The sequence below is a fragment of the Neptunicoccus cionae genome (assembly GCF_002860325.1).
In the GTDB taxonomy this organism is placed as follows: Bacteria; Pseudomonadota; Alphaproteobacteria; order Rhodobacterales; family Rhodobacteraceae; genus Amylibacter; species Amylibacter lutimaris.
Window position 1 is genome coordinate 17,362 of the sequence record NZ_PKOJ01000003.1, and the last position, 13,108, is coordinate 30,469.

General features: G+C 55.3%; 12 protein-coding genes. 8 read left to right on the forward strand and 4 right to left on the reverse strand.

The features are described 5' to 3' along the window. The first annotated feature begins 87 nt into the window (after positions 1 to 87). Entirely contained in the window at positions 88 to 936 is an 849-nt protein-coding gene (bhcR, locus tag C0U40_RS09040) for an HTH-type transcriptional regulator BhcR (RefSeq protein WP_101655760.1), read from the forward strand. Here the strand turns inward: bhcR and C0U40_RS09045 are convergent. Both C0U40_RS09045 and C0U40_RS09050 read right to left on the reverse strand, forming a co-directional pair. After that, positions 933 to 1,766, reverse strand: a complete 834-nt coding sequence (locus C0U40_RS09045) for a bifunctional allantoicase/(S)-ureidoglycine aminohydrolase (protein WP_101655761.1) — start codon at positions 1,764 to 1,766, stop codon at positions 933 to 935. The two genes, bhcR and C0U40_RS09045, sit on opposite strands and share 4 nt — an antisense overlap. A 186-nt stretch (positions 1,767 to 1,952) precedes the next feature. After that, a complete protein-coding gene (locus C0U40_RS09050) occupies positions 1,953 to 3,626 on the reverse strand; it encodes an OmpA family protein (protein ID WP_101655462.1) in 1,674 nt (557 codons plus the stop codon). Positions 3,627 to 3,893: 267 nt separating this feature from the next. Between C0U40_RS09050 and C0U40_RS09055 the strand changes: the two genes are divergently transcribed. From C0U40_RS09055 to C0U40_RS09080, 6 genes are all read left to right on the forward strand, one after another. Next, positions 3,894 to 4,817 carry a LysR substrate-binding domain-containing protein gene (locus C0U40_RS09055; RefSeq protein WP_101655463.1) on the forward strand — a complete coding sequence of 308 codons (924 nt, stop codon included), beginning with the start codon at positions 3,894 to 3,896 and terminating at the stop codon, positions 4,815 to 4,817. A gap of 206 nt (positions 4,818 to 5,023) precedes the next feature. After that, on the forward strand, positions 5,024 to 6,574 hold the full coding sequence (locus tag C0U40_RS09060; RefSeq protein ID WP_101655464.1) for an ABC transporter substrate-binding protein: 1,551 nt from the start codon (positions 5,024 to 5,026) through the stop codon (positions 6,572 to 6,574). Positions 6,575 to 6,638: 64 nt separating this feature from the next. Continuing rightward, complete coding sequence (locus C0U40_RS09065; RefSeq protein ID WP_180957664.1) at positions 6,639 to 7,616, forward strand: ABC transporter permease; 978 nt, start codon at positions 6,639 to 6,641, stop codon at positions 7,614 to 7,616. After that, on the forward strand, positions 7,613 to 8,497 hold the full coding sequence (locus tag C0U40_RS09070) for an ABC transporter permease (protein WP_101655465.1): 885 nt from the start codon (positions 7,613 to 7,615) through the stop codon (positions 8,495 to 8,497). Before C0U40_RS09065 ends, C0U40_RS09070 begins: the two co-directional genes overlap by 4 nt. After that, positions 8,497 to 9,483 (forward strand): ABC transporter ATP-binding protein, encoded by a 987-nt coding sequence (locus C0U40_RS09075; protein WP_101655466.1) that lies wholly within the window; start codon positions 8,497 to 8,499, stop codon positions 9,481 to 9,483. The genes C0U40_RS09070 and C0U40_RS09075 overlap by 1 nt, the downstream gene beginning before the upstream one ends. Positions 9,484 to 9,485: 2 nt before the next feature. Then, entirely contained in the window at positions 9,486 to 10,484 is a 999-nt protein-coding gene (locus C0U40_RS09080; protein ID WP_101655467.1) for an ABC transporter ATP-binding protein, read from the forward strand. 255 nt (positions 10,485 to 10,739) lie between these two features. Here the strand turns inward: C0U40_RS09080 and C0U40_RS09085 are convergent, their stop codons facing one another. After that, entirely contained in the window at positions 10,740 to 11,033 is a 294-nt protein-coding gene (locus tag C0U40_RS09085) for a DUF2312 domain-containing protein (RefSeq protein ID WP_101655468.1), read from the reverse strand. Positions 11,034 to 11,278: 245 nt separating this feature from the next. On the opposite strand from C0U40_RS09085, the gene C0U40_RS09090 reads away from it, so the two are divergent. Then, complete coding sequence (locus C0U40_RS09090; RefSeq protein ID WP_101655469.1) at positions 11,279 to 11,491, forward strand: hypothetical protein; 213 nt, start codon at positions 11,279 to 11,281, stop codon at positions 11,489 to 11,491. A 16-nt stretch (positions 11,492 to 11,507) separates the two neighbouring features. Here the strand turns inward: C0U40_RS09090 and C0U40_RS09095 are convergent, their stop codons facing one another. After that, positions 11,508 to 12,992 carry a M10 family metallopeptidase C-terminal domain-containing protein gene (locus C0U40_RS09095; protein WP_101655470.1) on the reverse strand — a complete coding sequence of 495 codons (1,485 nt, stop codon included), beginning with the start codon at positions 12,990 to 12,992 and terminating at the stop codon, positions 11,508 to 11,510. Between the last annotated feature and the right edge of the window lie 116 nt (positions 12,993 to 13,108).

Sequence of the window (13,108 nt, forward strand, 5' to 3'; positions counted from 1 at the left end):
CTCAAAAATCAGAAAAAACTATTGTTTGCCAGCGTTTTACATTTTTCATATTGTGAAATTATATTTCACTTTGACGAGGAAGATTTGATGGCTTTCCAAGACAATGGCAATCCGGCAGAGCGTAAACCAAGGGGCCGCCCCCGCGCCTTTCACTCGAAAACCGAACAGAACACCATCAAGTCACTGGACCGCGCAATGGTTGTACTGGAAGAAGTCGCAAGCAATGACGGCGCATCCCTGAGCGAGCTTTCCCAGCGGCTCGGGGAATCTCCGGCAACGCTTTACCGCGTTTTAACCACCCTTGCCCTGCATCAGATCGTGGAAACCAAAGAGAGTACACAGACCTGGCATATCGGTGCGGGGGCTTTTCTGATCGGTTCCGCTTTCCTGCGCCGCACCAGCCTTGTGGAAACCAGCCGCCCGATCCTGCGCGAACTGATGGAAACCACCGGAGAGACTGCAAACCTCGGGGTGGAAAAGGATGGACATGTGCTGTTTCTGGGTCAGGTAGAAACCCACGCACCGATCCGTGCCTTCTTCCCCCCCGGCACCCTGTCGCCCCTGCACGCTTCGGGCATCGGCAAGGTGCTTTTGGCGTATTTTGACTCTGCGCGGTTGAACCGTTTTGCAAGATCGGGGCTGGAGCGGTTTACAGATCAGACGCTTCATACTCAGCCGGCACTGGAAGCTGATCTGGAACAGGTGCGCAGCAGGGGATATTCGGTGGATGATCAGGAACGCAATGTGGGTATGCGCTGTATCGCGGCTCCGATCCGGAACGCCTTGGGCGAGGTCATTGCCGGAATCTCCGTCTCCGGCCCCACCAGCCGGATCGACCAGACACAAATTCCCGCCTTAGCCGAAGCAGTTATAGACGCTGCCGCCCGCGTCTCGAATGCGATGGGGGCCGGATCAAACCAGCCCCGCACGGATTAGTTTTTAGACAGCTTCAAATTCATGTGACGGTTCACATCCTTATAAAGCAGATACCGGAACGGCCCCGGACCACCAGCATAACAGGCCTGCGGGCAGAAGGCGCGTAACCACATATAGTCACCGGCCTCGACCTCTACCCAGTCCTGATTGAGCCGGTAAACCGCCTTGCCTTCCAGCACATAAAGCCCGTGTTCCATTACATGGGTTTCGCAAAACGGGATCACCCCGCCCGGTTGCAGGGTCACGATGGTGACGTGCATATCGTGGCGCAGGTCGTTCGGGTCCACAAATCGGGTGGTGGCCCAGACGCCATTGGTGTCGGGCATTACGCTTGGCGCGATGTCATTTTCATTGGCGATGACCGGATCAGGCAGGTCCAACCCTTCAACCGCATCATAGGCCTTGCGCACCCAATGGAACCGCGTGACCTGATCGGAGGTATTGCGCAGGGTCCATTCCATTCCGGCAGGCAGATAGGCATAGCCGCCCTCTTCCAGCTTGTGGGTCTCTCCCTTGAAAGTCAGTTCGAAACTTCCCTCAACCACGAACAATACACCCTGTGCCCCCGCATCGGTTTCCGGCCGGTCTGACCCGCCACCGGGCTGCACTTCCATGATGTACTGGGAAAAGGTTTCGGCAAATCCGCTCAGCGGCCGCGAAATCACCCAAAGCCGCGTCTTGTCCCAAAACGGCAGAAAGCTCGTCACGATATCGCGCATGGTGCCCTTCGGAATCACCGCATAGGCATCGGTAAAGACAGCGCGATCCGAAAGAAGTTGCGTCTGGTCGGGGTGCCCGCCTGTCGGGGCGAAATAGCTTGTCTTAGTCATCAAAGGCTCCAGTACAGAATTGCCCTTAAAATCGCGGTTTTGCAGGGTGAAGGGAAGCTTGCGAATGCATGAAGGTTCATTCGGGATTTTTTGATAGTCCGAAACGGTTATGCGGCTATCCATGAAAAATGCCGGCCTGTTTCCAGACCGGCACCTTCGGTTTTATCGGTTTACCAGTGAGTCGGCTTAACCGGATGTTGAGGATTTCAACAGTGGTGTAATCCGGCGTACAGCGGCACGGCGGTTGGCTTCTTCCGCGGCTTCGGTCGGGATACGCAGATTGCTTTCGCCATACCCCTGAACCACAAGGTTCTGCGCCGGTACATCGAAATACTCGGTCAAGGCCAGCGCAACGGATTCCGCACGGCGGTCTGACAGGGCAAGGTTCGATGTGGCAGAACCAACGGCATCGGTGTGACCTTCAATCAGGAAGACTTCGGACGGGTTTTCCGCAATGCGTTCCGCAATGGCCGTCCCGACAGTGGCCAGCGCACGGGCCTGATCCGCTTCGATGATGGCGGAACCTGTGTTAAAGGTAATCGCGCTCAGCTCGATCACAGGCATCAGTTCGCGCACCGCACGGATCTGACGAATCTGTTGCAGGCTAAAGGTACGATCCAGTTCCTGACTGCTGTTGGCAGCAAGGGCTGCCCGCAGGTCGGCCTCGCTCATCCCGGTAGAAGCATACGAGAATTCTTCCACTTGCGGCAGTTCCGAAATCCGTACCGGAGTTTCGTTGGCAGTATCATCAAACAGACGCACTGTTTCGCCGTTTGTCAGATATTGCGTCCGGCTCAGCACCTGACCATTTGGCGCACGTACAGTAACAACCTGTGTGCCGTCGGGCATCACGATGGTCTGGCGGGACGAACCGTCAGAAAACGTTTCGGTTTCTACTGTTGAACCCGGTTGACGCAGCAGGGCGTTGTCGTCTTTCAGGACGTAGTAGTCGCCGTCACCACGCTGCACAACGACACGGTCGCCTTCGGTTTCAACAACTTTGTCGTTGTTGTTCAGGACCGCAGCAAGAATACCAACACCGGCAGCACCGATGAGGAATTTTTCAAGATTGTTGAGACCGTCGTCGTCATTGGCAACGACCGCTGCTTCGGCGCGTTCCTGATTGCTGGCACGACGGTTCTTTTTGGTAATTTTCTCGCTACGCTTTTTAACTTTGGCATCCGCTTGGCCGTCCTGTGTGGCAGCGACTTCCGGAGTGCGGTTGGCCGCCTCTGTGCTGGCTTCTGTATCTTCCTGCACAGCTTCCATCTGGCGGGCTTCGCGGCGTTCTTCCCGGCGCTCGGCACGACGTTCTTCACGGCGCTCCTCGCGTTTTGCCTCGCGTTTTGCCTGTTTCTTTTCCTTTTTGGTCATATCGTCAGTCACGACAGAGCCGTCCGCCTGTGTGGTTGCTTCCACTTCAGCGGCTTGATTATTCTTTTTCTTCTTACCGTTCTTTTCCAGTTCGGCTTCAAGCTGTTCAGCGGTCACAGCATTTGACTCGGCCTGAGCCTCAGCTTCTGCTTTAGCCGCTTTCTTCATTTTCTTTTTGTTCTTTTTTACAGCCTCATCTGCTGCGGCCTGCGCATCAGTTTCGGTCTCGACCTCAACCACCAGTCCGGTTTCCGGATCGACCTCAGCCTCCACCTCGGCCTCTGATTCAGCCTTGTTTTTGTTTTTCTTTTTCTTTTTAGCTTCGCGGCCGTTGTCATCCGTTGTATTGGCCTGCGCGATCTTCAGATCGGAAACCACCGACACATTGTTTGCAGTGTCCAGTGTTTGAGCAAACACGACATGTGGGGCCGCCAAGGCGAAGCTCAGGACCACAGCTGTGGTGCTTTTAAGTTTTTGCATAGTCATCACGATCTCCCTTTCGAGTGGATATAGCTCCTTAACGCGGCATGCCCATAAAAGGTTCAGGCCAGTGCAAGAAATAGGCAGTTAATCGCCCCACCGCACCCTATGCGTGTTTTTTATCGCACAGCATCTACCTAAAGATACCAAACAACAGCACCCAAGCGCGCCATAAATGCGCCTGATATGCAATTAAACATCTGACAGGGTTGAGTTTTTTCGGAGGAGCCGCTTCTATGGCGTAAAGAGTCGGAGCCGGGAGCCGCGACAGACATGCAGAATTACACGCTAAAACAACTCCGCTATGTAGATGCCGCCGGACGCCATGGTTCCATTGCTATGGCAGCCGAAGATCTCTCTATCTCACAATCCTCCATTTCGGCTGCAATTGATGCGATGGAACGGGAAGTTGGCTATGACATTTTTGTGCGAACGCCCGCGAAAGGTGTGAAGCCAACAGCTCTTGGCGGCGAAGTTTTGCAAGCGATCCGCCGTTTCCTTGAACAAAGTCGCCATTTCGAGGCCGAAGTCCAGTCTGTTGACGGACAGACCACAGGCTCTGTGCGGATCGGCTGTTATGCCACGGCGGCACCATCATTCCTGCCGCTCATTTTGAAAAGCTTTTCAGAAGACCATCCTGGCGTTTCCATCATCCTTTTGGAAGGCAGCATGGATGCGGCCGCAAAATTCCTGAGCGAAGGAGATGTGGATCTGGTCTTTTCCTATGACCAGACCGTTTTGGAAGGTCAGGGTTTTGTGCCACTCTTCAACGCCCCACCCTATGCATTGATACCGCCTGACCATCCATTAGCCGCACAGCAGGACGTCAGCTATGAGGAGCTGTGTACCCTGCCGATGGTGCTTCTGGATTTGCCGGGCACACGCGCCTATTTTGGAAACATGTTTACCAAGCGGGGCCTGACTCCGAACATTGTTCATTCCACCCGATCTTCCGAAATCGTGCGCGCCCTTGTGGCAGGCGGCTTCGGGTTTTCTATCCTGAACATCCTTCCTCCGGGCCACGGTAAAAACAGCCAACCTTTTACGGTTCTCCCTATCCGTGATGCAGTAGACGTTCCCGTTTTCGGCATCATAACAAGTGAACTTACCCGCCGCCCACAGATCGTGACAGCCTTTATCAAACACTGCACGACACTCCGTGGAAAAGGGGTTTTTGATGAAATTGTCGTCACCTGACAGCATACACAGACTGCCCAGCATTCAGGCACGATTTGTAACACTCTGTAAACAAACAAGTAAAATCCATTCCTCAGAAAAATAGCGGAAAGACCCTCTAATATAATGGTTTTGAGGTGAATCGGGCTGCGTTAGGCTTCGGACATAATAATTAAGAATCAACCAACCGGAGGTACTATCCCTTGAGAAATTTATTCAAAGGCTTGATGACAGCTACTGCGCTTGCATCAATGATGGCCAGCACCGCGCTCGCAGAAGAACCCAAACAAGGTGGCACTCTGGTCACCGTTCTCGGCACAAACGTCCGCAACCTGAACTCTGCTGTACAATCAGGCATCGTAACCGGTTTTCCCGGTGCCCAGCTCTTCGCCTCTCCCTTGCGGTACGACGAAGACTGGACGCCTCAACCCTATCTCGCCGAGAGCTGGGAAGTTTCCGAGGACGGCCTGAAGGTAACGCTCAATCTGGTAAAAAATGCCAAGTTCCACGACGGAACTCCACTAACCTCAAAGGATGTGGCTTTTTCGGTAGAGGTGATCAAGGCAAACCACCCGTTTAAAGCCATGTTCGCACCGGTTACATCAGTTGATACGCCGGATGACTACACAGCTGTCCTAAACCTGTCCCAACCTCACCCCGCCCTAATGCTGGCAATGTCCGGTCAGTTGATGTCGATCATTCCGCAACACATTTACGGTGATGTTCCGGTTGACGAGGTAAAAACCCACCCGCGCAACAATGAGAATGTGGTTGGCTCCGGCCCCTTCAAGCTGGCAGAATTTGTGAACGGTCAACACGTCATTCTGGAACGCTTCGACGACTTCTTCATCGAAGGCCGCCCCTATCTGGACAAGATTGTTATGCGGATCATTCCCGATCCCGCAGCCCGCGCCATTGCCTATGAAAACGGCGAAGTGCATATGGGTGCTTTCGAACTGTTGCCACGTATCGTGAACCGTTTGAAAAAGGTGGAAAATCTGACTGTGACGCCTGAAGGTTACGGTGCGGTTGGTCCGCTCGACTGGCTGGCGATGAATACGCAACGCGGCCCCCTGAAAGACGTGCGCGTGCGTAAGGCGATCGCTTATGCGGTGGACAAGAACTTCATCCTGAAAGCGTTGATGCAAGGCACAGCTGTTGAATCCAGAACCGGCATTCACCCCGACAGCCCGTTTTATAAGGCAGATGTTGAAGCGTACGAGGTTGATCTCGATAAAGCCAACGCCCTTCTGGACGAGGCCGGTTACCCGATGGAAGGCGACAGCCGCTTCAGCCTGACAATTGATTTCGGCTGGGCTGATGTGAAACCGCAGACGGAGTATGTTAAGGCTGCGTTGAAGAAGGTTGGTATCGACGTAGAAGTACGCGCCAGTGCGGATTTCCCGACATGGGCAAAGCGCATGGGCGAAATGGACTTCGATATGTCTTGGGATTCCGTGTTCAACTGGGGCGATCCGGTGATTGGTGTTCAACGGACTTATATTTCCTCCAACATCGGCAAGGGTGTATGGTCCAACACGCAAGGCTATTCCAACGAACGTGTGGACGAACTGCTGGAAATGGCTGCGGTGGAAACGGATTCCGACAAGCGCAAGGCGCTTTATGACGAATTCCAGACCATTATCGCAGATGAACTGCCAGTCTATCACATCAATGCGCTGCCGTATCACACGGTATATAGTGACAAGGTGGGCAATCCGCCTTTGGGAATCTGGGGCACTTCTACCCCGATCGATATGACTTACCTCAAAGACTAGTCATCCAGTGCGGCGGGCCTTCCGGCCTGCCGCTTCCCCCACTCTATTCAGAAGAAGAACGCTCGTGGCTTTCCTCCAGAAATTCCTTATCCGCACGCTTTATGCTGTGATCCTGCTTGCAGCGGTGCTGGTTCTCAACTTTTCAATGATGCACCTCGCCCCCGGTGATGTAGCTGACACAATCAGCCAGTCCATGGGCGGCGCCGATGAAGAGGTGCTGGCACAGATCCGCGCCGATTACGGCCTTGATCAACCCTTTCTGGTCCAGTTGGGCCGATACATGGGCAATGTGTTGCAGTTCAATCTGGGCTATTCGTTCTTTTATAACGCCCCTGTTACCGACCTGATCCTGGACCGGCTGCCCGCAACACTGCTGTTGGTGTTTACCGCACAGATTCTCGCGCTCGGGATCGGTGTTGTGCTTGGCGTCATCTCGGCGCGGCGTCCTAACGGGATCGCCAGCCATTTCGTCACCATGCTGGCGCTGTTCGGCTATTCCGCGCCGGTTTTCTGGACTGGCATCCTTTTGCTGATCGCCTTTTCTCTTAAAATTCAGTGGTTCCCTGTTGCCGGTATGCGCGACGTGACAATCGAAGGCGGCTTTTTTACCCATGCCCTTGATGTTGCAAGGCACCTCGTCCTGCCGGTGATTACGCTTGGCTCCCTGTTCCTTGCGCTCTATTCGCGGCTTGCCCGTGCCACCATGATGGAGGTTCTGGGGTCGGATTATGTGCGCACCGCAAAGGCCAAAGGCCTGACCGAACGGGAAGTCGTGTACAAACACGCGCTGAAAAACTCGCTCTCACCGGTCATTACACTGGCCGGTTTGCAGTTCTCCGCCGTTATTTCGGGCGCCGTGCTGGTAGAGGCCGTGTTCTCATGGCCGGGCCTTGGCACCCTTGCCTTTCAATCCATTATCGCGCGGGACACGCCGACCATCCTTGGCATTTTGTTCTTCTCAGCCCTTGTGGTGATCGCAGGCAACCTGCTCACCGATCTGGCCCTGCGCCTTGTAGACCCCCGTGTAGGAGGCAAACGATGACCGATGCACCCCTTATGCCAAAGGAAGAGATTCCAGAGGCCCGCCATCCCTTTGCCGAAGCATGGGAGATGTTCCGCCGCAATCACGCCGCCATGGTAGCGCTGGTCGTCCTGATCCTGATTATTCTTGCCGCCATCATCGGCCCCTATGTTTATCCAGTCGATCCTTTCGATATGGTCTGGGCCCCGTTCTCACCGCCCGGAGCCGACGGTTTCCTGTTGGGAACCGATTATCTGGGCCGCGACCTGCTGGCCGCGCTGATCCACGGCGCGCGGGTGTCCATTGTCATCGGTCTGGCCGCTGCAATTGTATCTGTGGTTATCGGCGTCACCGTCGGGGCGCTGGCAGGGTTTTACCGCGGCTGGGTTGAAGAACTGTTAATGCGGATTACCGAATTCTTTCAGGTTCTGCCCACCCTGCTGTTCTCTATGGTGATTGTCGCACTCTTTGGCGCCTCCCTGCCCATGATCACCTTTGCTATTGGCGTTGTAAGCTGGACCGCTGTGGCGCGGATCACCCGATCCGAGTTCCTGCGCATCCGCGAACTGGAATATGTCACCGCATCGCGCGCCTCGGGTGCCAAGAACGGCAAGCTGATGTTCCGTGTCATCCTGCCCAACGCCCTGCCCCCGATCATCGTACAGGCCGCCCTGATGGTCGGCTCTGCGATCCTGTTTGAGGCAGGTCTGTCCTTTCTGGGGTTGACCGACCCCAATGTCGTGTCATGGGGTCAGGTCATCGGCTCCAACCGGCAATACATTCTGGATGCCTCTTTCACCGTTACAATTCCCGGCCTCGCTATTTTCATCACCGTACTGTGCATCTCGCTGGTGGGTGACGGATTGAACGATGCGCTGAACCCAAAACTAAGGCAGCGCTAATGGAACCGCTACTCAAAGTCGAAAACCTTCGCATTGAATTGACCACCCGCACAGGCGTTGCCCCTGTGATCGACAATCTGTCGTTCGAACTCGGCGCTGGTGAAAGCATCAGCTTTGTCGGAGAGAGCGGCTGCGGCAAATCCATGACCGCGCTTGGCATCATGGGCTTGCTGCCGGAAAAAGTGGGGCGGATCGCATCCGGTTCGATCACGTTTAACGGGGAAGAACTGACCACGGCATCCCCCAAACGGTTGCGGGACATTCGGGGCAATGACATCTCCATGATCTTTCAGGAGCCGATGACCTCGCTCAATCCGGTTTATACCGTAGGTGAGCAAATCGCCGAAGTGATCCGCGCCCATCAGGGATTGTCCAGAAAAGCCGCGTGGAATCAGGCGATCGAATTGCTTGACGCAGTCCGCATTCCAAACGCCAAAGGGCGGGTCTCGGACTACCCTTTCCAGATGTCAGGCGGCCAGCGCCAGCGGGTGATGATCGCCATCGCACTGGCCTGCGAGCCGAAAATCCTGATCGCGGACGAGCCGACCACAGCGCTGGATGTAACCGTGCAAGCGCAAATCTTCGATCTGCTGAATGATATGAAGCGCCAGACCGGCGCATCCATCATCATGATCACCCACGATATGGGGGCCGTGGCCGAAATGGCGGAACGCATGATCGTGATGTATGCAGGGCGCAAGGCCGAAGAAGGTCCGGTCGAACAGACAATCGAACATCCGCGCCATCCTTATACACGCGGTCTGATTTCCTGTGTGCCCCACATCATGTCCACCATTTCCGAAGAACGTCACGCCCTTACAGAAGTACCAGGCATCGTTCCGAGCCTGTCGGATTTCGGCCAGAACCGCTGCCTGTTTGCCTCCCGTTGCAACATGGTGACGCAAAAATGCCTTGAGGAAAGACCGCCGGAGAAACCCTTCGCCAACGGACAAAAAGCGGCCTGCTGGTACGCAGAGGAGGTATGAGCATGAGCAACGAAACACTGGTATCGGTCGAAAACCTTGGCGTGCGCTTTGCGGTAAAGCGGGGCGGTGGCTGGGGCAAAGCCTCTTATCTTTATGCTGTGGATGACGTCAGCTTCGAAATCAAACGGGGCGAAACCCTTGCGATTGTGGGTGAAAGCGGCTCGGGCAAGACCACCACGGCGCTGGCGGTGGCCCGATTGGTAGAGGCCTATCAGGGCAAGGTTGATCTGGACGGAACCGATTTTCTGTCGCTGGACCCCGAAGAACTGCGGCTGGCGCGCGCCAAGATGCAGTTCATCTTTCAGGATCCCTACTCCAGCCTCAACCCGCGTCTGCGGGCCGAACAGATCGTACGAGAACCGCTCGACAGTTTGGGCACTATGGATGAAGCGGAAAAGAAAGAGATCGTGGACCGTCTGTTCGCCGAAGTGGGTTTGCGCCCCGAGCAGCAGCGCTTGTTCCCCCACCAGTTTTCCGGCGGTCAACGCCAGCGGATCGGCATCGCCCGCGCGCTTGCGACCCAACCGGACCTGATTATCTGTGACGAAGCGGTATCGGCGCTGGACGTCGCCGTGCAGGCGCAAATTCTGAACCTGCTGCGCAAGCTGCAGGCGGATTTGAACCTGACCTATCTGTTTATTTCCCACGATCTTGGCGTTGTGCAGCACATGTGTGACAGCATCGCTGTGATGTATATGGGCCGTGTGGTGGAACATGGCAGCCGGATGGACCTGTTTAACAATCCGCTGCATCCCTATACATCGGCCCTTCTGTCTGCGGTGCCAAGCGTGGATAAAGCGCGGCGCGAAGCCACCAAACGCATCCTTATTCCGGGCGACCCGCCCGATCCGGTGAACCTGCCTGCGGGCTGCCGGTTTGCAAACCGTTGTCCGGTCGCGACCGATATTTGCCGCCAGCAGGATCCTGCCCTGCGGGATGTGAAAGGCGGCCACAAGGTTGCCTGCCATCTGGTGGGGGAAGACGCGGTTTCGCCCCTTTGATCTGATCCGGCTAGCCTGTTACGGGTTGGCCGTTCTCATTTCAAGGTAAGGCAAGAACGCAAGAGGGGATTTACCCGACAACCCGCCGCCAAACGGTTAACAAACCATTAATCATGAAGCTTCATATATGACGCTTCATATTTGCAGGGTCATAGCGCCTTCGTATTTTCTCATCCCTTTCGGCGCCACGTGATTCCAGACGCATAAAAGGCGGCCGAAGCCGCCCTTTCAACGCATACCCGAAGGTATAAGCCCTTACATCCCAAGAGCTTCCTTATAAATTTCCAGCACCGCTTCCTCTTCGGAAATCTCGGCCGGATCTTTCTTGCGCAGCGCTACGATCTTGCGCAGGACTTTGGTGTCATAACCACGGGATTTCGCCTCGGCCATCACCTCTTTTTGCTGTTCAGCAAGGTCTTTCTTCTCGGCTTCCAAACGCTCGAACCGCTCCACAAAGGCGCGCAATTCGCCAGCGGCCACACGGTAAGACCCCTCGCCCGGTGCAGAGTTCTGGCCAAACCCTTGTGCGTCATCCAAAACATCTTCCATAGGGTGCTCCTGTCGCTAATAGATTCTCAGGATCTTTGCCTAACGCCCAGCCTCGCGCCCGACAAGCCCCGTTGCGCCATTCCCTGCGGACGGTCGCCGATTGTAAACCACAGGGCAACACCATCACTCCTTCACACGCCGATACTACCCGGTCGGGCAACTAATCCCTCCCTATGAGGTAAATTCCGCTTTGGACAAACCCTGACCAGTATGATACCGCCGCCAAAACCATTACGGAGTATGATATGGGCTGGCTAGTTTACCCTGGCATTTTTGTGACGCTTCTCGGGCTGTGCGGTCTGCTCTATTGCATCTGGAAAGCCAATGGCCTGCGCAATTCCAGCCTTGAGGGCGAAGACATGACCGCACAACTTCAGCGCCTTATCCCGATCAATCTGGCTTCTGTCTGCGTTGCGGGTATCGGTCTGGCGCTGGTGGTCGTCAGCAAACTGCTCTGACCCTACACGGGCAAAGTCAGGCGACGAAATCCCACGCGTCCAGCGTGTCAGCGGCCACATCGTTCAGGAAGATAGATGCACTGTAGCCGTTCACCTTGATCAGGGTGGACGCGCCATCTGCCTTGCTGACAAATTTCAAATCACTGAAATCAAAGCTGACTTCGGTCAGGCTTATCCGGTCTATACCATCCTCGAAATCCTTGATCCGGTCTTTCGCTGCATCTTCACTGAAATGGAAGACGTCGTAACCCGCGCCGCCGGTCATCGTGTCCTTGCCGGCCCCGCCGTAGAAATAATCATACCCGTCACCGCCAAACATGCGATCGTTTCCGTTTCCACCGTAGTAATCGCGGGCATAGCTGCCGCCACCACCCTCTTCGGCTCCGCTGTACAGCCAGTCTTTTCCGTTCCCGCCATAAAGCACATCGCCACCACTACCGCCCCCGTACAGGCGGTCTTTCCCTGCCTCTCCGTAAAGCGTATCCTGATCATCGCCTCCGAACAGGATGTCTGCGCCCCGGCCTCCGAACAGGCTGTCGTTATAGTCTTCTCCGTAGAGCGTATCCCCGCCCTGTGCGCCTTCCAGTACGTCCAACCCTGCCCCGCCATAAAGCTGGTCTGCGCCACGACCACCGTTCACACTGTCACTGTGATAGCCACCATATAAAGCATCCTTGCCGCCGTTCCCTGAAAGGGTGTCAGCACCATCCCCGCCCGAAAGCGTGTCATTGCCTTGATTGCCGAACAGCGTGTCTTCAACGTTACGGCCGATCAGGCGGTCGCCCTTTGCTCCGCCGATCAAGACGTTTGAACCGCCCACTCCGAACAGAACATCTGCCTTGCTGCTGCCCGCGATAGTCATGGTGTTGCTGGCTGCGTCGTGATCGAACATCCAAGCAGAAGACTCCACCGCTGAACCGTACAGATGTTCCAGCGCTTCAAGATCCAGCACGCCCAACTGAGATGTGTAAGGAGAGGCATTGTTATAGGTCATGACCGTCTGGGTCTGGTTGTCTAGCGCAGGATCAAGGATCAGGCTGCCGTCATGGGTGTGCTTCAGCCCCATTGCATGGCCCAGTTCGTGCAGCATAATCTGGAAGCCGTAAGTGCCTTCGCGGTAATCACCTTCGCTATCAATGACAAAAATGCCGTTGCTGGTGTATCGCGCAGAGGTACTGGGATAGCTTGCCCATCCCCCGTAAGCAGACCCGTCTGCATTGGAAATATCGATCATTCCGCCGCTGTCGACTTCCACAAACACGACACCTGCGGCGCGTTCGTAAACATCAGCAGCATCACGGAAGTTTTGTCGCTGCAATTCGGTGAAGGCAAAGGTGCGTGTCACCGGATAGGCGCTGTCTCTGACAGAGGGAATTTCATCCCCTTCCGCAAAGCTGTAGGTCACAATGACCGGTGTTCCCAGCTCCTCAGTTGCGTTCCAGCGGGCGCTAGTGGAATCTTCTATCTGCAACAATGCGGTGTAATCGGAAACCACGGTCATAGTCTTGTCCTGCTCGTCTATTCTTCGGGTGCGCGCCTGTTTTCAGATCTGAGCACCAGCACAGGCAACACTAAACCCTGCGCCGCTGCACTGCAACGGCACAAGAAAAGTATCAC